A 24,370-nucleotide genomic window follows, 5' to 3' on the forward strand; every position below is an offset into this window, starting at 1 on the left:
AAATCCGTTAGCTCGACACGCCGCCGCCGTTCAGCAAGGCTGCCGTTTAGTTTGTATAGAGGACACCACGACCGTTGCCGGCGGCGTAGAGTCGCCCGTAGGTATTCCAGTCGCCCGCCATGTGCAGCACGCCGCCGAACTGGTGGCTGTCGTCATTGAAGCGCGACCAGTGGGCGCCGGCATCGTCGGAGCGGTAAACGCCCCATGCGCCATTGATCACGCCCACCACATAGACCGCGGCCGAATATGGCGAACCCAGTGCCGCTTTGCCGAGGGTGACCACGGTGGCGCCCTGCACGTCCGGCCAGTTGTTGCTGCCCCAGACCGAAGAGAAATCACTGAGTTTGGTCCAGGTGCCGCCGCCATCAACCGAGTGGTACACGGCATTACCGTCAGCCAGCCAGACGTCGCCTTCCACGTTCGGGTTCACCGCCATCGACGTATTGCCGAAGAAAGTCACCATCGGGCTGGTCGCCTTGAACGAAGTGCGCTCGGTATAGGTATGGCCGCCATCCGTCGAGGCCCAGAAGTGTGCCGTATCCGACCATTGGTTCCACCATGCGCCGCCCGAATCGTAGGCATAGACCTTGTTCGGATTCTTGCGGTCCACCGCCAGGCGGTAGCTGCGGGGTGCGCCGCTGATCGGCGCCAGCGCCGGCAGGTTGGTCGCATTCCAGCTCGCGCCGCTGTTGGTGGTGTAGGAAGGCACTGCATCATTCGGCGCCCAGATTACATTGTTGCGCGTGGTGACGGCGATGTTGCTCGCGCCCTCCGTCCCAGCGGCAGCACCTGCCGGCAGGCTGGCGAAGGTGGACCAGGAATTGCCGCCGTCGCCGGACCAGTAGCCGGTGCCGACATGGCTGCCGTCGCCGTTGTTGATCACCCCCGCAGCGGCGATGTATTGCGGATCGGACCAGGCGAGATCGGCCGAATTGCCGCTGCTCCAGGCGTTCAGCGGACCCTTTGTCGGCTTCGTCGCCAGGTCGGTGTTGACCCAGGTGCCGATGTCGCCGGCGCTGTTGATGAACTTGTACGACGCGCCAGCCGGAGGCGTGACCAGGGACAGCGTGGCCGTCTCTTCCAGGTTGTTGACCTTCAGGCTCCAGCTTGGCGTTGCGGCGGATGCGTTGAAGGTTTCCCAGATGCCGCCACCGAAGACATGCATCACGTGGTCGCGGTTGGCCGGGTCGATCTCGACATCGTCCACCCAGCCGGAGAAATCGCCGGGCGCATTATGCGGCATGCCAGCCGCGATTTCGTGCCAGGCCAGGCCGTCGTTGTCGGACAGGCGCACCACCTGCTTGCCGGGATAATCGCCCCAGGTGCCGGTCACGCCCAGCGCGATGCGGGCGCCCGAACCGGCGCCATACACGGACACCCCGCCAAAACCGCCCTGGGTACTGCTGTTGAGCAGGTTCCAGCTTTCGTTGCCGACGGTGCCGCCGAACTTGTATAGGTAGCCGGGGCCGCCGGCGCCCTCGCCGCGGTTTTTATTGAAGACAATGTAGAAACTGCCATCGCTGGTGCGCAGCATGTGCGGGATGTAGAAGCCTGCCGCCTGCGATGGGACCGGCACCGGCGTCCACGTCGCACCGCCGTTCACGGACTTGTACAGCACCGACGTCAGGCCTGCCGCGTTGGCGTAGTCGGGCGCGATGGCGGCATACATGATCCAGGTGGTTGCGCCGCCACCCACGCCCGAGTTGTCGAACATCAGGTGCTCAATGCCGACTGGCGGCGGGTCGCCTGCGAGCGTGAAGCTGCCCAGCCCGGTGACGCGGTTCCAGGTCTGGCCCGCGTCCGAGCTTTTCCACAGTCCGGAGGTGCGCGAACCGTAGAACATGGTCGACGGATTGGTGGGGTCGAGCTTCAAGCGTTCGCCGACGGCGCGGGCGGTGTCGTTGCCGCCCACCGGGAACGGCAGGCTGACCCAGGTCCAGCTGCTGCCGCGATCACTGGAAATATAAAGGCGGCCGTTGCCATTGCCTTTGGTAGTATCGCCGGCAACAAAATAGACTTTCTGGTCATTGGCCGGATCGAGCGCCAGGCTCTCCACATCATGGAACCTTGCTTCGCCGCCGCCAAAACCCGGGCCATCGGTCAACGGCATCCACGTCGAATTGCTCGCGTTCCAGCGGTAGATGCCGCCCACGTCGGTGCGGGCATACAGCACGCTGGCATTGACCGGGTGGTAGACCAGGCCGGTGACGTAGCCGCCGCCGCCCCACTTCACGCTGGTCTAGCTGTTGGCGGCTGAACCGGCGACCAGGGCCGCAGTGCTGACTGCCGCACTGCCGCTGCCGGAACTACCGCCGCAGCCGGCGACGACACTGGCAACCAGCGCGGCCAATAAGACCGGGACTACGGTGTACTTTGCCTTGTATTGCGATTTCATCCTGTCATCCTTCAAAAGAAATGGCTTCATGGTTTGCATAGGAAAACCCCCTCTTCCCACGCGCACACTGCAGATCGTGAGAATTGGTGAGTTTTCGCATCCAGACTAAGCAGCACGATTCCATTTCAGGTAGAACTTTCGCGCCAACGCCTTGCATTCTGCAAAAAGTTGAAGTGTGCGAAACGCAAGTGTTAACGCCAGGCAATAAAAAAGGGCCCGCAGGCCCTTGCTTCATTCCGTCTCCAGCGCCAACGCCCTGTCGCGGTAGGCCCTTGGCGTACATCCCAGCTCGCGCTTGAACACCAGGTGCATGTATTGGGTCGAGGTAAAGCCGCAGCCCAAGGCCACATCGGCAATACTGCGCTCCCCGCACTCCAGGCCGGCCTTGGCGGCATCGAGCTTGAACTGCAGGATCACGTCGTGCACGCTGCAGCCCAGCTCCTGGCGGAAATAGGCCTCCAGCGAGGAACGCGACACACCGACATATTCCGCCACCTGGTGGGTCTTGATGCCCTGGCAAGCGTACTGGCGGATGAAGTGGCGCGCCCGTGCAACGTGGGGATGGCGCACTGCCTGGTGCTGGCTCGACGCGAACACATTGATCCCGGCCGGTGGCATCAGGATGCGCGTGTTCGACAGGCGCACGCCGTGCAGCATCTGGTCCAGCAAGTGCGCTGCGGTGCGCCCCATTTCCTGCGCACCCTGGATCACCGAACTGAGGGGAATGCGGGTCAGCATGCGCACCAGCGGGTCGTTGTCGATGCCGATCAAGGCCACCTGTTCCGGCACGGCGATGCCGGCGATGATGCAGGCCTGCAGCAGCTGGCGCGCGCGCGCATCGGTCACCGCGATGATGCCGACGGGCTTGGGCAGGCTGCGCAGCCAGGCGATCTGGCCTTCCACCGATTCGTCCCAGGCCGAGGCGCTGGTCTCGCAGCCGCGGAAGATCGGCGCCTCCATCTTGTCCGCTTCCATCAGCGTGCGGAAAGCATTCTCGCGCTCTTGCGCCCAGCGGTTTTCCTTGGCCTTGGGCAGGCTGAACATGGCAAATCGGTGCAGGCCGACGTCGATCAGGTGGTCGCGGGCCAGTTTGATCAGCTTGAAATTATCGGTGGCAACGTACGGCAAGCCGCGCGGGTATTCGGCTTCGTCGGAGTAGGAGCCGCCAACCGCCACCACGGGAACGCTGCAGCGGGACAGGGCTGCCGCTACGGCAGGATCATCGAAATCGGCAATGATGCCATCGCCCTGCCAGTTTTCGATGCCTGCCAGGCGCAGGCGGAAATCCTCTTCCAGAAATAAATCCCAGGCCGCGCGGGTGCTGCCCAAATAGGCTGCGATACCGGATATCACTTCGCGGTCGAAACTCTTGTTTGCATTAAACAGCAGGGCAATACGGTGTGCTTTCGAAGTATTCATAATCGCCAATCGCCAAACAGGTTTCAGGTGAATGCTAGAAAGCAGTTTTCGCCGTGGTGGCGAATTCAGCTGAGCGATGATGTTTGCCGATATCGGAAAGGATATTCTTCATGCTTGTCTCCAATTAGCCAGGGTAGCGCCGAAAGGCATCCCCGGTCTTAATCATTTACAATCGTCCCCAATGACGGCCTGCAGCAAGCCGCCATGAATGACCGCGCTATTACAGTTCTGTTTTTATAGGTGGATAGCGGAAGCTAAGCCACAGCCAAAGCATAGGCGGACACCCCTGCGAGGCGGTAACGCCCCGAGGGGAATTTCTAGCAATGTGCAAAAATTGCGATCAGTTCTGCAGGAAGTGCAAGCGCGTCAACCGGTTTCTGCGGCTTGTGAGGAGAGGACATCGGCCGTGGCGGGAGATGCCGCCGGGGCCTGCTGGCTGGCCAGGCAGCGGAAGGATTTCGGCGTGCAGCCGTATTCTTCCTTGAAGAGTTTATTGAAATACGAAACGTTGGAATAGCCGACGGAATAGGCAACTTCCGCCACCGCAGCGGCACTATTTTCCGCCAATAATCTCGCCGCTTCGGTCAGCCGCAATTTATTGAGGTAACTGGTGAAAGTCATGCCCAATTCGGTTTTTAATACCTCATTGACTTTATTCCGGTTGGTCCCGGTCGCCGTCACCACGCTTTCCAGGTCCAGATCGGTATTTGTGTAATTGGTGGCAATATATCGCAGTACCGTTGCCTTTTCCTTATCTTTATACGGCTCCAGTGTTAATTGTCGATAAGCGACCAGCGGTAAATCCTTTTTCATTTTTGAATTCAGGCTGGCGGTCAGCGCATGGGCGTGGACGCGGAAGAACCACAGGGCGAAGGCCAGCCAGCTCAGCAGCAAAAAGACCACGAGTGCCGCGATGTAGCGGTAATCGCGGCCATGCAGCGTCAGTTCGCTGATATCCAGGTAGGAGTCGACATTGTGCGGGCTCTGGCTGCTGCTGCCGAACAGGATCTTCGAGACCTTGTTGAGCTCATAGCCCTGGTACGACAGGTCCAGCTTGACCGTGTAGAACCACCAGTCAGGAATAGTCAGCCGTGTCAGGTCCAGCGAGACCGGGACGCCGCGTGCGTTGCATGAAAAATAAGTCCCCGGCGAGCGGTAAGTCAGGAAGTCGCCGACCTTCGAGATCTTGTCGTCGAAGGTGGAAATCCCGAAGATCATCGAATTCGATGGCGCGCATTTGGCCAGGAAAGTGACATCGGTGTACTTGGCCCAGTCCACCTGGGCCAGCCGCCCCTTGCCATCCTGCAGAATCAATCCCGCGGAGGTAAAAGGATATTGCCCCGCATCCGTGACCTTGAATTCGAAGCGCAGCTGATCGCGCTGCGGGTCCGTTATCCGGGCGCTGGACGTGCCGCCCATGGCCTGGTCGGTGTTGGTCATGTAGTGCCAACCGGCGCCGGGCTTGTTCGTCGCCAGCAGCGGCACCGACAGGTAGCTTTGGGAAATCAGGAAAAACGCCAGCACTGCATCGGCAATCACGAGGCCGATCAATGCCAGCAGCGCCTTCTTATAAAACTCTTGCATTATTCAGAATGGTTGAACTGTCTCTCTATGCAATGCCTCTTGCCGGGCCTGCTAATTGCATCATAACAGTTCAACCAGTTAAAGGGGGCCAATCGTGCCCCCCCTCTTCTGCGTTCAGCGCGAGCGCCGCAACGGTTTGCCATTGACGTCGTAACTGGCGGCCTCCAGATGCACCACGGTGCTGACCGCCCCGGCGCCGGCTGCATCGGCCGCCAGGGTAATCTTGTAGTCACCTTTGGCGACTTTCCAGGTCTTGCTGGCCGAATCGTACATGGCCAGCAGGCGCGGATCGACCGTGACCGAGGCTTTGGCTGCGCCGCCAGGCTGCAGGTCGACTTTCTGGAAACCCGCCAGGCGTTTGGGCGCTTCCCATTTGGCCTTGAGCGGCGCCACGTAGACCTGCGCCACTTCCTTACCCGCTACCTTGCCGGTGTTTTTCACCGTGAACGCCGCCTCCAGCACACCGTTCTTCACGCTGGCGGACAGGCCGCTGAATGCAAACTGTGTGTAGGACAGTCCATGGCCGAACGGGAACAGCGGTTTCAATCCCTTCAGGTCGAACCATTTGTAGCCGACCGCTGCGCCCTCGTGGTAATCGACGTCGAAGCGCTTGTCCGCGACCTCGGGATAGCCATCCAGCACGGGACGCGGCAGCTGCGACTCGGAGGCCGGGAAAGTGGCTGGCAGGTGGCCGGACGGATTGACTTCGCCGAACAGCACGCTGGCGATCGCCTCACCGCCGCTGCTACCCGGGTACCAGGCTTCCAGCACGGACGGCACTTTCGACAGCCATGGCATGGTCACCGGGCCGCCCGTTTCCAGCACCACCACGGTCTTCGGATTGGCCGCGCTGACCGCAGCAATCAGCTCATCCTGCTTGCCGGACAGCGAGAGATTGCCTGCATCGAGCGCCTCGCCGACCCATTGCGTGCCGAACACCAGCACCACGTCGCTTTCCTGCGCCAGTTTCGCTGCCGCTGCCTTGTCGCTGCCGTCGTTGAACGACACTTGTGCCGAAGGCGCGCGCTTCTGGATCGCTTTCAGCGGCGACGACGGGTAATACATGATCGGGCCCGGCCAGGTTTTCGGCTCCAGGCCCGGCACCGCATTGCCGCCGTGCGGGTAGACCAGGGAAGAACCGCCGCCGGCCAGCACGCCTTTGTCGGCATAGCCGCCGATCACCGCGATACGCTTGACGGACTGCGACAGCGGCAGCAGCCCGCCTTCATTCTTCAGCAGCACCATGCCTTCCTGCGCGTCCTTCATGGACACGGCGGCGTCGGCATGGAAGTCGATCTTGTCCGGCGCGGACGCCACCGGATGGTCGACCACGCCGTTCGCGAACATGGCCCACAGTACGCGGCGCGCCATGTCATCCAGGCGCGCCGGCGGCACCCAGCCATTCAGCACGGCTTCCTTCAGGGGCGCGCCGAAATAGTCCGAGAGGTCGAATGGATAGCCCGATTGCTGGTCCAGGCCCGCATTGGCAGCCGGGATGGTGCTGTGGGTTGCCCCCCAGTCGGACATGACCCAGCCCTTGAAGCCCCAGTCTTTTTTCAGCACCTCGTTCAGCAGGTAATTGTTTTCGCAGGCATAGACGCCGTTGACCCGGTTGTAGGAGCACATGACGGAGCCGGGATGCCCCTCTTCGTTCGCGATCTGCAAGGCCAGCAGGTCCGACATGCGGGCCGACTGGTCGTCGATCTTCACGTTCAGGGTGGTGCGGCCGCTCTCCTGGTCGTTCAGAGCGTAGTGCTTCAGCGTCGACACCACGCGGCTCGACTGGATGCCCTTGATCTGGGCGCCGACCATCTTGCCGGCCAGGAGCGGATCTTCGCCGCCATATTCGAAATTGCGGCCATTGCGCGGGTCGCGCATCAGGTTCACGCCCCCGGCCAGCAGTACGTTGAAGCCGTAGCCGCGCGCTTCGGCGCCGATCATGGCGCCGCCTGCGAACGCCGTCTGCGGATCCCAGGTCGCCACCGTGTTCAGGCCCGAAGGCAGCGCCGTCGCCGGCCGCACGTGAGGGCCGCCCTGGCTGGCGACGCCGACGCCGGCGTCCGTCTGCCACAGGTTGGGAATGCCGAGGCGCGGCACGCCGTACACGAAACCGGCCGACTGGTTGTACGATTCATCCGGGCGCTTGAACTTCTTGGCCTCTTGGTCCATGCCGAAATAGCCGAAGACCAGCTTCAGCTTTTCGTCCATGGTCATTTCCTTGATCACCAGGTCGGCGCGCTCGGCGGCGCCCAACTGCGTATTCATCCAGGGTTTTGCATCCGACGCGGCCAGCGCAGATCCGCAGCACATGGCAATCGCGGCGGACAGGAGACTGATCGTTTTCTTCAATTTCATGGTTTCCTCGAAAAAAGGGGCGACCGTGGCCGGCCGCCCCGAAAACTACCGGAAAGGGTAGAGGAGACTACAGGGTACAACAAGGGTACCTGGACGCCGTCCCGGCATTGGCCGGCCCGCGCCCCGGTGAACTCTAAAACAATTACTGCGCCCGGGCTGCATCGACAATCGCCGATATCACGTCGGGGAAGGCCTGCCTGCCGCTCGCGCGGTCGAAAAGGCCCATCTGGTGGTTGCCGGCGTAGCCGTTATCCCAGTACATCGGTACGATGCCGCGGGACCAGGCAGCCCGGGTAATGTACTGGTCCCAGTACTTGCGGTTGACGCCGGACGGATCGTATTCCTCACGCCGGATTGCTCCGTACTCGCCAAGCAGGACCGGCACGCCCTTATCGATAAAGCCGTTCTTCATCTTCTGGAACTGCGCGTCGGCATGCGCCTCATTGCCAGGACCGTCCGGGTTTGCGGCCTTTCCCCACTTCCAGGAAGCGCTTTTCTCATCCAGCGCAAAGCTGTAGGGATCGTAATAGTGAACCTCCATCAACATGCGCTGTGCGGCCCGGTCGCTCGGCATAGCAGCATTGCAGCTGATGGCATGGTCGATGTTGGTGTTGAAGGCCTGGACCACCAGGTGGCGGCTCGCATTGTTCCCGCCTGTCGCGCGGACGGCGGAGATGAAGGCCTGGTTGAATCCTTTCTGCACTTCGCAATATTCGGCGGTTGGAGGGGAATAGTCCCCGTCGACCATGACTTCATTGCTGCCGGCGAAAAGCAGCGTGTCGTCGTGGTTCCTGAAATTGTTGGCGATCTGGGTCCAGAACCTGGCCAGCCTGGCGTTTGCCGCCGGTTGGGCTGCATAAGTCGGCTGCATCCAGCCGCCGTCCCAATGGATGTTGATCATCGCCACCAGGCCGGCCTGGTGGGCATAGTTCACGACCTCGGTCACCCGCTCCATCCATTGCGGGCTGATATTGTCGTCGGCATCGGCGTACTGCTTCCACGACACGGGAATGCGCACGCTCCGGAATCCGGCCGCCTTGATGGCGTTGAACAGCGCCTGGGTTGCCTTGGCATTGCCCCACCCGGCCTCGTTGAAACCATGGCTCCCCCACACGTAGGCGGGGCCGCTGGCCTCGAGTGCGTTGCCCAGGTTCCAGCCCGGCGCCATTTGGGCCGACAGCTGCATGCTGCTGATGTCGCGCATGGCGCCGACGCGTACCGCATGTGCCGCCCCCGACTGGTAGCTGCCGCCGCCGGCCCGGAACTTGATCCAGTACCAGTAGGCGGTGCCGGGGATGGCGCTACGGTCAACGTAGCTGGTCGCGCCCTGCTCCGCCAATGCAATCTGGCTGCCGCCTTCCGGGTTGCTGTCGGTACCACGGTAAAGCTGCAAGCCGCCGGCAGCGCCTTCGACGGTCCATTCCAGGCGGACGTCACTGCCGGTGCCGCTGGCGCTCAGGCATACCTTTACCCCTCCGCCGCTGCCGCAGTTCTGCGCCTGCGCCAATGGCGCCGTACACAGCGCCATTGCCAGGACCGCATTCGTCAACCAAGGTCTCATTGCTCCACCTATCTCCCTATTACAGTGTGCATTGTGTGATCTGCACTACGGCGCCGCAATTGCAAAAAGCGCCAAGGAGGAAAATGAAATTGCGCAGACTGCGGTTAAAACGTTGGCGCACAGCGATAGTATCCACACAATAGAGCCATTGGAAAACAACATCCCGGGAGACACCCAATGCTTCGACAGAAATTGCTCTTTTCAGCGCTTGCCTGCGCACTGGCCGGCACTACCTGGGGGCAGGCCCCTTCCCCAGCCGTCCCGCCAATGCCCACCATCCTGTATGGCACGGCGTACTACCATGAATACATGCCGTATGAGCGGCTGGAGAAGGATGTGCAGATGATGAAAGCCGCCGGCTTCAACGTCGTGCGGCTGGGCGAATCCACCTGGAGCTTGTGGGAGCCGGAAGACGGCCGCTTCGAATATGCCTGGATGGACCGTGTGGTCGACGCCATGGGCAAGGCGGGCATCAAGGTCATCATGGGGACGCCAACCTATTCCATTCCAGCCTGGATGGCCAGGCAGAACCCGGAAATCCTGGCCCGCAAGTTCAACGGGGCGCAGAATATGTACGGCATGCGCCAGAACATGAACACCGATTCGGCGGCCTACCGTTTCTATGCTGAGCGCCTGATCCGCAAGATCGCCGCCCATTACAAGGACAATCCCAACGTCATCGGCTGGCAGGTCGACAACGAGACCGGCGCCTACGGCGCGGCCAACGAGGATGTCTTCGTGCGTTTCCAGCACCACCTGGAGAAGAAGTTCGGCACGCCGGAAAACCTCAGCAAGGCGTGGTTCCTCAATTACTGGGGCCAGGACCTGCATTCATGGGCCGACCTGCCTCGCCCCGACGCCGCCCAGAGCACGGGCTACAAGCTGGAATGGTCGCGCTGGGGCCAGATGCGCGTGACCGAATTCCTGCACTGGCAGGCCAGGCTGGTGCGCGAATGCGCCTCGCCGCGCCAGTTCGTGACGCACGACTTCGCCGGCTCCATGCATAGCGACGTCAATGAGGAAGCGGTTTCGGCCGCACTCGACATGCCGGCGGTGAACATCTACCACTGGGGCCAGCGCGAATACTACAACGGCGCCGACCAGACGATGCAGGCCGACTTCACCCGTTCGCTCAAGCGCAACAACTTCCTGGTCACCGAAACCAACGCGCAGACCACGGACTGGAGCTCCTCGTTCCAGTACCCGCCTTACGACGGCCAGTTCCGGCAGGATGTCTACACGCACCTGTCCAACGGCTCGAACATGGTCGAATACTGGCACTGGTCCTCGATCCACGCCAACCAGGAGACCTACTGGAAAGGCGTGCTGTCGCACGATATGGAGCCGAACCGCGCCTATGCCGAAATGAGCCGCACCGGCCGCGAGCTGCAGAAGATCGGCCCGCGCCTGGTCAACCTGAAGTTGCACAACGACGTCGCGATCCTGTGGAGCCGCGATTCGCTCAATGCCCTCAACGACATGCCCTTCGCCAAGGACTCCCAATGGGGCGGCGGCGGCAGCAAGGCCGATTACGGTTCGCTGGTGCGCCAGATGCATCGCGCCCTGTACGACATGAAGGTCGGGGCCGACTTCGTATTCCCGGAAGCGCAGGACTTTTCGCAATACAAGCTGCTGATCGTGCCGGCCCTGTACTCGGCCGACGATGCCCTGCTGAAGCGCATTGCCGACTACATCCGCAAAGGCGGGCGCGTCGTGATGACCTTCAAGAGCGGATTCACCAACGAGAATGCGGCCGTGCGCTGGTCGATGGCGCCCGGACCGCTGCGCGAAGCGCTCGGCTTCCATTACCAGGAATTTTCCAACCTGGCGCAGCCACTGACGCTCAAGGGCGACCCATTCCAGGCGGGCGGCGACAATAAAGTGCAGTACTGGGCCGAGTTCCTGCAACTCGATACCGCCAAGGCCCTGGCCTATTATGACCACCATTTCTTCGGCCGCTGGCCGGCCATCACGCAGAACCAGTACGGCGCCGGCAAAGTGATCTACGAGGGCACCTACCTGACGGACAAGCTGCAGAAAGCGGTGCTGAAGTCCGCGCTGGATGAGGCCGGGCTTTCCGGGCCCGACCAGCAATTGCCGGCCCAGGTCCACACCCGCAGCGGCACCAACGATTACGGCAGGACGGTGCGCTACTTCTTCAACTACTCGGGCGCCGCCGCCAGTTTCAAGTACCAGTACAAGGGAGGCACCGACCTGCTCACTTCCCGCCCGGTCAAGGCCGACGACACGGTCAATCTCGGGCCATGGGAGGTGGCGATCGTGGAAGAGAACCGCTAGGCTGGCGCGCCGGGCGCCGCCCCGGCAGGCTATTTGAGCAGCGCCTCGATATCGGGGCGCATCGCTTTCGCCAGCAGCTCGTAGCCCTTTTCCGAGAAATGCAGGAGATCGGGCTGCAGCTCGCGTGACAGCACGCCGCCCTCGCCCATGAAAACCGAACCGTAGTCGTGGAAGAAGATGCTCTTGCCATCCCCCAGCGTACGGACTTGCTGGTTCAAGGCGATTGCCCGCCGCCGCCCCCACGAATCCGGCGCGCCTGCCGGCAACACGGCATTGAGAAGAATGCGCGCTTTCGGGTACTGCTGGCGAAGTTTCGCCACGACGGCCTTGATGCCGCCGAATACCTGGTTGGCGTCTTCGCCGCACATATTGATGTTATTCACGCCGATCATCAGCACCACCAGCTTCGGCTTGAGCGCCGCGATCGCGGGGTCCTGCAGCCGCCACAGGACGTTGCCGGTATGATCGGCGCTGATGCCGAAATTGGCCGCCTTCAGCGCCCCGAAATTCTTGTCCCACAGGGCTTTCGGCCACATCTCGGTGAGGGAATCGCCGACGAACATGACATCGACATTGCCCTGCGCGGCACGCGCCGACTGGCCGGCAAAAATCTGGTGCCAGCGTTCGATCGACATCCCGGGATATTCGACCTCGCGCGCAGCCGGGACCGTAGCGCAGTTTCCCGCCCACGCCGATTGTATCGTGCAGGCAGCCAGCAACAGGCATGCACGTACCGTTTTGAACAAAGTCATGAGATTATTCCGCCAATAGTTTTCTCAATGTGGGCTCCATGTTGCGCGCCCAGATTTCGTAGCCCCTTTCCTGCGGATGCAGCAAGTCCGGCATCACGTCGCGCGACAATGTACCATCCGCATTCAGGAGCGCAGCGTTGATATTAGCAAAGAATACGCTGCGCCCGTCCGCATAATTGGCAATGATTGCGTTCACGCTCTCATTCAGGCGGCGTAACAAGGCCGATGGCTGTTCCTCGCGTGGGAAGACCGCAAGCAACAATACTTTCGTCTTCGGCAGGCGGCCATGCAACTCGTCAATGATCGCCTTGACGCCTGCGGCCGTGGCTGCGGGATCATCGTTGCGGTCACCTGTATTGTTGGTGCCGATCATCAGCACCGCCACCCTGGGGGCAATGCCGTCAACCTCGCCATGGCGCAGGCGCCACAGCACGTTCTCCGTATGGTCGCCGCCGAATCCCAGCGCCACCGCGTCGTATTTCGCATAGTAGCGCTGCCACACGGCCTTGCCCGAATTCTCCCAGCCTTCCGTGATCGAATCCCCGATGAAGACCAGCTTCGGCGACTTGCCTGCCGCCTTCAGTTTGCGGACTTCTTCCAGCTTTTTCTCGTGGCGCGGCAGCCAGCCGGGCAACGCCCAGGCATGCGACAGAGGTTCCGGCGTCACGGCTTGGGCGCGATCGCCGCTGCAGGCCTGGTTTGGCTTGCCGTTGCGGACAAATCTGATATCGGCCAGTGCTACTTGCCCGCTGCCATTTGCCTCCAGCGCGAATGGCGCATTGACCTTGCCGAAGTCGTCGTCATGGCGCGCAAAGCAGGAGAGCGCGAAGGAGAGGTGCTGCCAGCCCTTGCCTTGCAGGGCCTGGCCGGGCAGTACAAACGGCACCTTGCGATAGCACTCCTGGCCGCAGCGCATCACAATGTAGATGCCGCCCTTTCCAAGTTCCTGGACGTTGAGGTCGAATTCCAGCGTGCCGCTGGCGGTGTAAGGCCGCAGGTCCAGCGCTGCCCCGCCGTCGAAACGCAGGCTGGTGGACCAGACATCTTTCCACTGCAGGGCAAGCGCGCCTTGCCGGCCGGCGACTTCGTCGACGCGGACGCCCGCCATGCCGGACAGTGGCGCTTCGAGGCTTCCGATCGAGACGCTCCATGAAGGCATTGGCCGGCCCGCATACAGGTCGATTTCGTCCGTGCTGGCCGCATGGACGGAGGAAGCGCCGGCCGCCAGGGCCAGCAGGGCGGAAAGGTGTCGTAGTATTTTCATCCTGCGATTTTGCTGGCGCCTGTCTCGCCGGCGCAATTGCGAAAATCACCAGGCGCCGGAACGATTTTCGGCAATAACGGGCAGCCTGTTACGGAATGGTACGTCAAGGGTCTGGTAGGTCGCGGCGCGCCATAGCCATTCCAGCGGTCCATACGTGAAGCGCCCGAACCACCAGTGCGCGAACACGACCTGCACCGCGAATGCCGCCAGGCCAAGCAGCACCGCGGTCGACTGCAGCATGGTCGCATGCAGGCCAAGGCCGAAACTGTAAAAGACCGGCACAAATACCAGCGATTGGCCTACGTACAGTGTCAGGGTCATGCGGCCAACAGGCGCCAGCAGCTTCAGTGCGGCTTTCCCCGGCCCGTAATACAGCAGCAGGAAACCGAACAGCAACACGGACATGATGCAAAGGCTGGTCAGGCTGCCCTCGACGGTGCCCGCTACGCTGCGAGGCATGAACATCGCCGGTGACGCAGGCACCAGCGCGACAAGCGCCTGCCCCCAATGCAATATGGACGCCAGGGCCAGCACCGCAAGCGCAAGTCCGGCATACCGCGCGCCCACGAAGCGGGCTGCATCGGAAAAGAAGCCAATACGCCCAAGCACCATGCCGACCAGCGATAGCCCGAGAATCTGGCTCAATCGGCCTGATTCAACCATGAAGCCCCATGTGACCAGATGGCCATCGGTCCAGTTCATGCGGAGCGTTTCAAGCAGGCTGCCACCGCTCAGGTAAGCCTGCGGCGTTGGACTGGTCCAGAAATACGGCGCTGCGTTGGCCCAAGCCGCACCATTCAGGCCGCAGATCATTTTCAACACCAGCATCGGCTGCAACAGCAAGAAGAAGGCGATGGCGATGATGACGCGATTGGAGCGGACCCGGTAAAACGGCAGCAGGAACATCCCCATCAGGGCCAGCACCTGGAGCACGTCACCGCGATACCACAGGCTGTGGGCGAGCCCGATGGCGCCCAGCACCACGAGCCGCCAGATGAAGCGGCCCGTGAAATCGACGCCGCGCCGTGCCGAGCGATCCATGATGATGAAGAAGCTTACGCCAAAGCACAGCGCCAACAAGGCAAACGCCTTGTCGGCGAAAGTATCGAATACCAGGTCGTGCCAAAGCAGCTGCACCGGGTCTGAGGTGGGGTGCGACCAGTAAAGTTCATACAGTTCGGGCATATGAACCATGAACAGCCCGAAGAGCGCAAAACCGCGCAAGGCGTCAAGGCCTTCCATCCGTGGTACGAAGTCGATTTTCTGAGCGACCATTGCGGGAATCCCCAATCAAGTCAAAGCCGGTACATTTGTTAGAATTGGCGACGTTTGACTGCCACCGACACTTCGCCGCTCATGTCCACCACCATCCTCATCATCTTTCTCATCGTCTATCTCGGCATGATCCTCGGCGGCCTGCCCTTCCTGCAGCTTGACCGCACCGGCGTCGCGCTGCTCGGCGCCATCGCGCTCATCAGCGTCAACGCACTGACCGTGGACGAAGCGCTGGCGTCGATTCATTTCCCAACCATGATCCTGCTGTTCTCCTTCATGGTGCTGTCGGCGCAGATGCGGCTGGGCGGCTTCTACGACTGGGTCACCGACAGGATGGCCGGAATGCCGGTCACGCCGCCCGCTTTGCTCGGCGTGCTGATCGTGGTCACCGCGGCCTTGTCCGCGGTATTCAGCAACGATATCGTCTGCCTGGCCGTCGCCCCCGTCCTGGTCGACGCATGCAGGCAGCGCAAGGTTGCACCAGTGCCCTTCCTGTTGGCGCTTGCCTGCTCCGCCAATATCGGTTCGGCGGCGACCCTGATCGGCAACCCGCAGAATATGCTGATCGGCCAGACGCTGAAACTGCCCTTTGACGGATATTTTCTCCAGGCGGCGATTCCAGTCACCCTGGGATTGTTCGCATGCTGGGCGCTGATCGTGTGGCAAACCGCCGGCCAATGGCACGCGCCGCTCGCCGCCAGCGCCTCCGGCGATGCAGAAGCCCCGCGCGAGGCGGTCCCCTTCGATGCCTGGCAGACGGGCAAGGGACTGCTGATTGCGGGCGCCCTGCTGGTGGCCTTCCTGGCCGCGCCGTGGCCACGGGAACATATGGCGCTGATCGGCGCAGGCATCCTGCTGACCAGCCGCAAGCTCCACTCGCGCAAGATGCTGGGCCTGATCGACTGGGAATTGCTGGTGCTGTTCATGAGCCTTTTCGTCGTCAACCACGCGCTGCAGCGCACCGGCCTCACCGCCGATGCCATGAATTACCTGTCCGGCCACGGCATGCGGCTGGAACAGCCAGGCGCACTGTTTGGGGCCACCTTCCTGCTCTCCAACCTGGTCTCCAACGTACCAGCTGTCATGCTGCTTCTCCCTGTCGTGCAACACGAGGTGGGCGGCGTGATGCTGGCCCTGGTCAGCACCCTGTCGGGCAACCTCCTCATCGTCGGCAGCATCGCCAACATCATCGTGGTCGATGCGGCCGCAAGGCGTGGCATTGCCATCGACTGGAAACGCTTCGCGCGTGTCGGCGTGCCTGTGACGCTTGCCACGCTGGCCGTGTCCGGCGCCTACCTCGCCCTGAGGTTCTAGCTCCGGCACCGGTCAGATCTTCAATGGTGCGATCTGCGCGGCTGGCGAGTCGATCTGCACGGCGATCACGGTATCGATCGCATCGCGCGCGGCAGGCGGCAGCGCCAGTGTGATGCCGTCGGCAGCCTGGGTGAAGTTGACCTTTTCACCTGACAGCAGCGCCGCCTTTACGATCTTCGCGGGCAGCGCCGGCAAGGTGAGCTTGTCGCCAGGCCATTGCAGCACATGCACGTAGATCGTATTGGCCCTGTGCGTCGAGACGCCATATGCACCCGGCAGGAACGGACCGCCGCGCGTGCCGTAAATGCTCACCCCATTCTTGTCCAGCCAGGCGCCGATCTCGCGCAGGCGCTGCGCCTGCTCCGGATCGATCCTGCCATCCGGCCCCGGACCGACATTCAGCAGCAGGTTGCCATCGCGTCCCACGACGTTTGCCAGCAACTGTATGTAATGCTTCAGCGGCTTGGGCTTCATGTTAGGCTGGTAGCCCCAGGCGCCGGCGATCGTGGTGCACAGCTCCCAAGGGTGGCTGTTGTCGAAGTCCCCCAGCGCGCCATCGCCTTCGCGCGAGTGGAAGTCTTCCGGCATGTCGGCGCGGCCATTGACCAGGACCTGCGGCTGCTTTTCGCGCAGCTTGCGGTACACCTGGTCGGAGCCCCAGCTGAAGCTGCCCTTGTAATGCTTGCCATCAGGGCGCTTCTTCCACCCTACTCCCCATTCCGCCCCATCCCAGTCGCCGCCGAAATTGAGCCAGTCCATTTCACCGCCGTCGAACCAGAGCACATCGAGCTTTCCATAATTGGACATCAGCCGGTCCATCTGGCGGTGATACTGGGCGCGCATCGCCTCCGCGTTTTCACGCTGCAGGTCGGGGAAGAAAAAGCCCGGGAAACGCCAGTCAAGCGGCGAATAATACAGGCCTACGCCAAGGCCGGCCTTGCGCACCGCCTTCACGTAATCGGCCACAAAGTCGCGCTGTGCCGCGCCGTTGACGCTGGTGAAAGGATTGTCCCCGTCATCGAACATGGCAAAGCCGTCATGGTGGCGGGCAGTCAGCACCATGTATTTCATGCCGGCCGCCTTGGCCAGCTGCGCCCATTCGTCGGGATTGAAATGGTCCGGCTTGAACTGGTCGGCCAGCTTGGCATATTCGCCCACCGGGATCTTTTCGTTCCATTGCACCCACTCCCCCCGTCCCGGAACAGAGTACACGCCCCAGTGGATGAACATGCCGAAGCGCGCCTGGCGCCACCAGTCGATGCGTTCCGCCTGGCGTTCCGCTGAAACACACGGGATGCAGATCGATGCCGACATCAGCAGCGACGCCGCCAGAACAAATGGTCTTAAAAGCTTCATCATTGGGCCGCTGGAGCGCGGAAAATAATTTGCGAAAAATGATACAGGCTCTCGGCCCAGCTCTCGCGGTCATGCCCGTAGCCGTCGACATGCCAGATATGCGGGACCTGGTGCTCGCGCAGCGTGCGATGGAATTGCTGCGACACGCCGATCAATCCGTCCTGGTTACCGCAGGCCAGGTACAGCAATTGAGGCTGCGGCTGTCCCGCGGCGGACTGCGGCAACAGGCTGGCGGCCGAACGCATGTTGGGCGCCGCCGAAAATCCCCCCGCCGCACCGAACGTATCGGCGTGGCCGAGGCCGAAATTCAAGGCTTGCCCTCCTCCCATCGACAGGCCGGCGATGGCACGCGCGCCGCGTCCAGGCATGGCCGGATAGGCGCGCTCGATCGCGGGGATCAGGTACTCCAGCAAGTCGCGTTCGAAATTGGCGAATCCGGCGACATGCTCCGGCGTGAACTTGCGCTCCTCGGGCACCGGGCGGTCATCCGGCAGCGCACGGCCATTGGGCATGACGACGATCATCGGCACCGTCTTGCCGGCGGCTATCACGTTATCGAGGATAGCGCCCGCGTGGACGTAGCCGGGCCATTCCTGGTGGTTTCCGGCCAGGCCGTGCAAGAGATACAGCACCGGATAGCGGCGCTGTGGCGAATAGCCGGCAGGCAGGTAGACGCTGGCTTTGCGCCGCCTCCCTGTCACGCCAGACTCATAGCTGAACTCCACGATGGCGCCTTGCGCTACGCCGGGCTGCACCTCGGCGAAACCAGCGGGCGGCGCAGCGAAGGCCCTTACATCATCGGGTCCGAGTTGAATGGCGTGCGGTTGCGACAGCCGGTGCTGCTCGGGATTGGCAGCATGCTGCTCCCGCTGTACGGGCAGCGCACAGGCAGTAGCCAGCAGGCTTGCAGCAGCGACCGCAGGAAATCTGAAGGACATTGGATGCGTTCCAGGCAGATGAAGGTATGCGCCCGATTGTGGCCTGTCGAGCCATGCCCGGCAATTCCAATAATCACCAAGGCCGCATACGATTTTCCGCAGCCGCCCGCCCCGATTGGCGGATTTCGTTGGCTCCATTGGCGATTTTCATCATTGCGCTCTGATCGCGCAGTTCGCAAGATGCCAACATGGAAAAGAACATTGTCTGCTACGGCGAGCTTCTGCTGCGCCTGTCCGCCCCTGCGGGCCAACTGCTGCTGCAATCGCCGCAGCTGGAAACCTGCATCGGCGGCGCCGAAGCCAACGTCGCGGTATCGTTGGCGCGCCTCGGCCACCGCGTGTCGATGGTGAGCAGCTTGCCCGGCAACGCGCTGGGCATGGCGCTGCGCGACGGCCTGCGCATGCATGGCGTGGACACGAACGCCATCCGCTTCGCCCCGGGACGCCTCGGACTGTATTTCCTGACCGCGGGGGCGGTGCTGCGCCCTTCCGAAATCATCTACGACCGCGCCGGGTCGGCATTCGCGGAGACCGAGCCAGCCGCCTACGACTGGCCGTCCTTGCTCAAGGGAGCAGGCTGGCTGCATATTTCCGGCATTTCGGCGGCGACGGGCGAGTACGGCGCGCAGGCAACCCTGGCAGCCATGCGCGAAGCGCGCGCGCAAGGCGTCAAGGTTTCCTTCGATGGCAACTACCGTGCGTCGCTATGGGCCATGCGCGGCAGCGACGGCGCCGGCGTGTTGTGCGAACTGATGCGCCATGCCGACCTGGCGTTTGCGGACCAGCGCGACTTTGCCCTGCTGCTGCGCCGCCCCGCACTCGCCGAGTGCAGCCGCAGCGAGGCGCTGGACGCCGCGTTCGCAGCGTTCCCTCACTTGTCAATGGTGGCTGCGACGCTCCGCAGCCAGTTCGCCAACGACCTCCACCACCTCAGCGCGACGATGCACACGCGCAGCGGACCGCTCCAGGCCCGCGAGTACCAGCTGCAAGGGATTGTCGACCGCATCGGCACCGGCGACGCATTCGCCGCAGGCGTACTGCACGGCCTGGCGCAAGGCTGGAGCCAAGACGCGTGCCTCGAATTCGGCCTGGCTGCGGCTGTCGCCAAGCATTCCATCGCCGGAGACTTCAACCTCGCCGACGAAGCGCAGATTGCAGCCGTGAGAAACGGCAGCCTCGACGTGCGCCGCTGACAAATCGCTTACGGAATTTTGTCTGTTGTATTGGCGTTTTTTGTAATTGCCGGTATGTGCGCACGCTTGCAACATACAGGCTGCTGTCGTATGCAATGCGCCTTGCGCGGCGTGGTCCCCTTGATTGCGGGCCAGGCGACAAGCAGTTCAAATAAATCATAGAGGAACAGATCATGAGGAGAGAAGCGATGAGATCCCACGTTTCGGTGGCTGGGTTGGCCTGCGTGACACTATTGAGCGCCTGCGGCGGCGGTGGCGGCAGCGCTGGCGGTTCCAGCACCGCAGGCAGCAGCGCCACCGGCAGCAAATTCCAGTCGATCGATTTCGGCTACCCGGGTGCGCGTTACCTGGCCACCCCGCCAGCACCGCTCGCGGCGACCAGCACATCGGGCCTGGCGATCACCTTCAACTCCAACACGCCGGACATCTGCACCGTCGACAACGGCAACCTGGTGCCGGTCAAGCCCGGCGAATGTTCGATCACCGCCAGCCAGGCCGGCGACGCCACGTATGCGCCCGCCAACTCGCAGCAGCTGTTCAAGGTACTGAAAAAAGTGCAGGCGATCACCTTTGAATCGCCGGGCTTCCAGGCCATCACTGCGCAGCCTGCACCGTTGGCAGCCACCGCCAGTTCCGGCCTGGCCGTCAGCTACGCCAGCACCACGCCTGCCGTCTGCACCGTCAGCGGCAATATCCTGACCCTGGTGTCGAAGGGCCAGTGCGGCCTGACGGCATCCCAGGACGGCGACAACAACTACGCCCCCGCCACCCCACAGATGGTTGCCTTCACCGTGGGCGATGCGCCGCCCCCGGTACTGACTTTCCTGTCCGGCTATGCATCGGCCAGCGCGACGCTGGAAGGCGGCAAGATCAGCACCTGGGCCGGCAGCAATATTGACGGCTGGTGGTGCAGCGACGCCAACTGGTGCGGCGCCACCGCCAGCGCGGACGGAAGCACTTTCAGCTTCCATTACCTGATCCAGACCAAGGATCCAAACCACGTCAACAACGACGGCTGGATCGGCGGCTATGCCGGGCTCGGCATCGTAGCCCCCGGGGTCGGCAGCGTCAGCACCACCGGCAATACGACAGCGGGCATCCAGGTCGACAAGCAGACTACGCTGAAGTTCAACCTGGGCCAGAACGCCGAATGGTTCAGCACCGCCTCCAAGGACGTCAAGGTAACGCTCACGCTCGGCCACTTCGCCAACAAGGTCTCCGACAATAACAAACCCTGCAACGTTACCCTGAACACCGTCTTTACGCCGAAGAGCGCCGCCGTGCAGAAGTACGAGCTGCAACTGGCCAACTTCACGGCCATCGGCGAGACCTGCGGACTGACAGGCTTGAATGCAGCGACCGAACTGTCAAGCTACCCGATCGTGACCATCAGCATCGAGCCAGCCAACGTCAACACCTCGGTGCAGAGCACCACGGCGACCAGCCCGACCTATCCGACCGAGATCACCCTGAACGGCGCCATCACCGTGCAATGACCAGGTATCGAACAAATTTTCTTGAGGGAGTATGAAGTGATGCGGAGACAAATCAAAAGAACCGCGCTGTCCATTGCGGTCGCACAAGCAGCCCTGATCGCGGGCGGGGTGGCGTATGCACAGAGCACCAGCCAGGCGCCAGGCAGCAATGGCGCTGCGCAGGAAAGCGACACTACGCCGAAGATCGTCGTCAGCGGCCAGCGCGCCGCCATGCAGTCGGCGCAGAAGATCAAGCAGTACGCGGACGACATCGTCGATGCCGTCGTGGCGGAAGAAGCGGGCAAGCTGCCCGACAAGTCGATCACCGAAGTGCTGCAGCGTGTGGTCGGCGTGACCATCGACCGCAACCGATCGCGCGGCGACCCGGAGCACTTTTCCGTGGAAGGGTCGGGCATTGCGATCCGCGGCCTGACCTGGGGTTCATCGACCCTGAACGGCCGCGAATCCTTTTCCGCAGGCTGGCCAGGCCGTGAGCTGAGCTGGGGCGACGTGCCGCCGGAGCTGATGTCCGCGGTGATCATCCACAAGAACCCTCCGGCCAACCTGATCGAGGGCGGTGTCAGCGGCCAGGTCGACCTGCGCACCGCGCTGCCTTTCGATTACAAGAACGAGAAGTTCGCTTTCTCGGCCAACGGCAACTACGACCAGCTGGGCAAAAAGAAGTCGCCCGGCGCCTCGGCCCTGTATTCGAAACGCTGGGACACCGGCAGCGGCCAGTTTGGCGCCCTGATCGACCTGTCCTTCAATCGCACCAATACCCACAACGACACGGTGCAGATGGATGCCTTCTATCCGCGCACCGATATCGTCGATGGCCAGACCGTCTGGGCGCCCAAGTCGGCGTCATGGCGCACCAACAACGGCGAAACCAACCGCGCCGGCGTCTACGGCGCGCTGCAATGGAAAAATGAGAGCGTCGAATCGGCCCTCACCTATTTCCACTCGGGCTACAAGGAGCAAAGCGAAGAATACGCGCTGTACACCGGCGTGGAGAATCCGTACAAGTCCAAGCTTGTCAATCCGGTCTTCGATGCCAACGGCGTGCTGCAATCGGCTACCTACACCTACCCGTTCGGCGGGCTTGGCGCCAACAACTTCGCGGCCGGCGGCTTGAACTTCAATTCCAACACCGGTTTCGCCGACCGCCGTTCGCAGACACGCGAGATTGCATGGAATACCAAGTGGAAGATCAATGACCGCTGGTCGGTGCAGAATGACCTGCAATGGGTCCATTCGACCAACAAGAACTTCTCCACCAATATGGCGATGGTTACCTACGTGCCGAGCATGAACATCTCGACCAACGGTGCTCCGCCCGATATCAGCTTCGACCAGACCGCGCGCGACTTCCTCGCCAATCCGGGCAACTACTACCTGGATCACATGATGCCTAGCCTGAGCAAGGCGTCCGGCGACCTGTACGCCTGGAAGGTGGACGCCAAGGTGCGCTTCGACCATCCGGTACTGCGCGACCTGAACTTCGGCATGCGCCTGACCGACCGCTCCGCCACCCACGTCAATGCCGGCGGCAGCGGCTGGTACAGCGTGGCCGAACCGTGGAACGTCAAGACCACCAGCGTGCCTGGCCGCCTGCCCAACTCCACCGACATGCAAAGCTGGCAGAGCCGCGGCAGCTTCGGCTACCTGAGCGATCCGCGTTACGCCGCCCTGGTGCCGAACCAGCTGTTCAACTTCACCAATTTCTTCAACGGCAAAACCACCTTGCCGCCGGCCCTGGTCATGCCGACCATGGCCTTCACCAGGAATTATCCAGGCGCCTACCAGCAGGCGACCCAGATCCTGCAGCTCGAATGCCAGGACGGCAACCAGCTCTATGGCACGAACAATGATTGCTCGACCGCCGGCAGCAACTGGAAGCCGCTGACCTACGACGGCGATCCGGCGAACACCGGCCGCCAGAAGGAACGCACCCAGGCCGGCTACGTTTCCGCGCGTTTCGGCTTTGACGAGTGGCGCTTCCCGGTAGAAGGCACTGCGGGCCTGCGCGTGGTGCGTACCAACACCACGGCCCAGGGCTACACCGTGTTCAAACCGAACTACGGCACCAATCCCCAGCCGGAAGTGCCGCAGTTCGGCGTCATCGACGAACCGCTGCAAGCGAAGCACAACTACACCAACTACCTGCCTAGCCTGAACCTGAAGGCGGACCTGACCGACAAACTGCAGGCGCGCTTTGCCTTCGCCAAGGCGATGTACCGTCCTGGCTTCGGCGACCTGCGCGAGTACATCACCCTGAGCCAGACCGTCACCAACAATGACGACCGTACCGTGAAGAACATCACGTACACCGGCAAGGACGACGGTAACGCCAACCTGAAGCCTATCACTGCCAACAGCTACGACTTGTCGCTCGAATGGTACCCGGGCAACGGCTCTTCGCTGACCCTGGGCCTGTTCCACAAGAAGGTTAAGGACATCATCCTGCCGTCCGCCTTCACCCGCAGCTACAAGTCCCTGGACGGCAATGACCAGAGCTTCCTGATCACCGCGCCGAACAACGCCGCCAACGGCAAGCTGAGTGGTGCGGAGATCTCCGGCCAGACCTACTTCGACCACGTGCCAGGCTTGCAGAACCTGCTGCCGGAATGGGCCAAGGGCTTCGGCATCTCGGGCAACTACACCTATATCCACAGCAAGCAGAACCTGGACCATCCGTTCGACCTGAAATACTGCCCTTCGGCCAGTGCCTTCAATAACAGCTCCCTGGCCCTGTACGGATGCGACACGAACGGCTTGCCGTTCACCGAGCTGCCGATCATGTACCTGTCCAGGAATGCCTACAACCTGGCCTTGCTGTATGACCGCGGCCCGCTGTCGGCGCGCCTGGCATACAGCTGGCGCGGCCGCTTCCTGCAAGGCGTGACCGTCAACGGCACCCAGGGCACGGACGGCACCAGCGCCGATCCTGCCCGCGCAGGCATGACCGACGTGGGCTGGGGCCTGCCGACCTGGCAGGAAGCCATGGGCCAGCTCGATCTTGGCATCGACTACAAGCTGACCGATCGCTTCTCGGCCAGCTTCTCGGCGACCAACCTGACCGACGTCGTGGTCAAACAAACGCAGCAACAGCATATCGGCGCCATGGGGCGCGCCTGGTTTGAGCCAGGCCGCAGCTATCGCGTCCAGCTGCGCTACGCCTTCTAAAGCTT

16 protein-coding genes are annotated in these 24,370 nt (G+C 62.3%); 5 read left to right on the forward strand and 11 right to left on the reverse strand.

Features of this window, described 5'->3' with window-relative positions; translation table 11 throughout:
* Positions 1 to 46: 46 nt before the first annotated feature.
* The 6 genes from GM658_RS04980 to GM658_RS05000 all read right to left on the reverse strand — a co-directional run bounded on the left by GM658_RS04980 (position 47) and on the right by GM658_RS05000 (position 9,314).
* Positions 47 to 2,233, reverse strand: coding sequence for a beta propeller repeat protein (locus GM658_RS04980; RefSeq protein WP_229416760.1), 2,187 nt, complete (start codon positions 2,231 to 2,233; stop codon positions 47 to 49).
* Positions 2,234 to 2,239: 6 nt separating this feature from the next.
* Positions 2,240 to 2,395, reverse strand: a complete 156-nt coding sequence (locus tag GM658_RS29205; RefSeq protein WP_229416761.1) for a hypothetical protein — start codon at positions 2,393 to 2,395, stop codon at positions 2,240 to 2,242.
* Positions 2,396 to 2,626: 231 nt separating this feature from the next.
* Entirely contained in the window at positions 2,627 to 3,814 is a 1,188-nt protein-coding gene (locus GM658_RS04985; protein WP_155452903.1) for a XylR family transcriptional regulator, read from the reverse strand.
* Between the two features lie 366 nt (positions 3,815 to 4,180).
* Positions 4,181 to 5,398 (reverse strand): helix-turn-helix domain-containing protein, encoded by a 1,218-nt coding sequence (locus GM658_RS04990; protein ID WP_155452904.1) that lies wholly within the window; start codon positions 5,396 to 5,398, stop codon positions 4,181 to 4,183.
* Positions 5,399 to 5,512: 114 nt separating this feature from the next.
* Entirely contained in the window at positions 5,513 to 7,753 is a 2,241-nt protein-coding gene (locus GM658_RS04995) for a glycoside hydrolase family 3 C-terminal domain-containing protein (protein WP_155452905.1), read from the reverse strand.
* A gap of 142 nt (positions 7,754 to 7,895) precedes the next feature.
* A complete protein-coding gene (locus GM658_RS05000; RefSeq protein ID WP_155452906.1) occupies positions 7,896 to 9,314 on the reverse strand; it encodes a glycoside hydrolase family 5 protein in 1,419 nt (472 codons plus the stop codon).
* A gap of 177 nt (positions 9,315 to 9,491) precedes the next feature.
* On the opposite strand from GM658_RS05000, the gene GM658_RS05005 reads away from it, so the two are divergent.
* Complete coding sequence (locus GM658_RS05005; protein WP_155452907.1) at positions 9,492 to 11,612, forward strand: beta-galactosidase; 2,121 nt, start codon at positions 9,492 to 9,494, stop codon at positions 11,610 to 11,612.
* 29 nt (positions 11,613 to 11,641) lie between these two features.
* On the opposite strand, the gene GM658_RS05010 is transcribed toward GM658_RS05005, so the two are convergent.
* Genes GM658_RS05010 through GM658_RS05020 form a run of 3 tightly spaced genes read right to left on the reverse strand, consistent with a single transcriptional unit; the run spans position 11,642 to position 14,903 of the window.
* On the reverse strand, positions 11,642 to 12,364 hold the full coding sequence (locus GM658_RS05010) for a GDSL-type esterase/lipase family protein (RefSeq protein WP_155452908.1): 723 nt from the start codon (positions 12,362 to 12,364) through the stop codon (positions 11,642 to 11,644).
* 4 nt (positions 12,365 to 12,368) lie between these two features.
* On the reverse strand, positions 12,369 to 13,628 hold the full coding sequence (locus GM658_RS29210) for a GDSL-type esterase/lipase family protein (protein ID WP_155452909.1): 1,260 nt from the start codon (positions 13,626 to 13,628) through the stop codon (positions 12,369 to 12,371).
* 45 nt (positions 13,629 to 13,673) lie between these two features.
* Complete coding sequence (locus GM658_RS05020) at positions 13,674 to 14,903, reverse strand: DUF418 domain-containing protein (protein ID WP_211841809.1); 1,230 nt, start codon at positions 14,901 to 14,903, stop codon at positions 13,674 to 13,676.
* 54 nt (positions 14,904 to 14,957) lie between these two features.
* Between GM658_RS05020 and GM658_RS05025 the strand changes: the two genes are divergently transcribed.
* A complete protein-coding gene (locus tag GM658_RS05025; RefSeq protein ID WP_229416762.1) occupies positions 14,958 to 16,217 on the forward strand; it encodes an anion transporter in 1,260 nt (419 codons plus the stop codon).
* A 12-nt stretch (positions 16,218 to 16,229) separates the two neighbouring features.
* Here the strand turns inward: GM658_RS05025 and GM658_RS05030 are convergent, their stop codons facing one another.
* Together GM658_RS05030 and GM658_RS05035 are read right to left on the reverse strand one after the other, a co-directional pair.
* Complete coding sequence (locus tag GM658_RS05030) at positions 16,230 to 17,576, reverse strand: alpha-L-fucosidase (protein WP_155452910.1); 1,347 nt, start codon at positions 17,574 to 17,576, stop codon at positions 16,230 to 16,232.
* Positions 17,573 to 18,511 (reverse strand): alpha/beta hydrolase, encoded by a 939-nt coding sequence (locus tag GM658_RS05035; RefSeq protein WP_155452911.1) that lies wholly within the window; start codon positions 18,509 to 18,511, stop codon positions 17,573 to 17,575. Before GM658_RS05035 ends, GM658_RS05030 begins: the two co-directional genes overlap by 4 nt.
* A 188-nt stretch (positions 18,512 to 18,699) precedes the next feature.
* Here GM658_RS05035 and GM658_RS05040 point away from each other — a divergent pair, with 188 nt between their 5' ends.
* The 3 genes from GM658_RS05040 to GM658_RS05050 all read left to right on the forward strand — a co-directional run bounded on the left by GM658_RS05040 (position 18,700) and on the right by GM658_RS05050 (position 24,365).
* Complete coding sequence (locus tag GM658_RS05040; RefSeq protein ID WP_155452912.1) at positions 18,700 to 19,704, forward strand: sugar kinase; 1,005 nt, start codon at positions 18,700 to 18,702, stop codon at positions 19,702 to 19,704.
* 188 nt (positions 19,705 to 19,892) lie between these two features.
* Entirely contained in the window at positions 19,893 to 21,200 is a 1,308-nt protein-coding gene (locus tag GM658_RS05045; protein WP_155452913.1) for a hypothetical protein, read from the forward strand.
* A 39-nt stretch (positions 21,201 to 21,239) separates the two neighbouring features.
* On the forward strand, positions 21,240 to 24,365 hold the full coding sequence (locus GM658_RS05050; RefSeq protein ID WP_155452914.1) for a TonB-dependent receptor: 3,126 nt from the start codon (positions 21,240 to 21,242) through the stop codon (positions 24,363 to 24,365).
* Positions 24,366 to 24,370: the final 5 nt, after the last annotated feature.

The organism is Massilia eburnea (assembly GCF_009720745.1).
Taxonomy (GTDB): Bacteria; Pseudomonadota; Gammaproteobacteria; order Burkholderiales; family Burkholderiaceae_D; genus Rugamonas; species Rugamonas eburnea.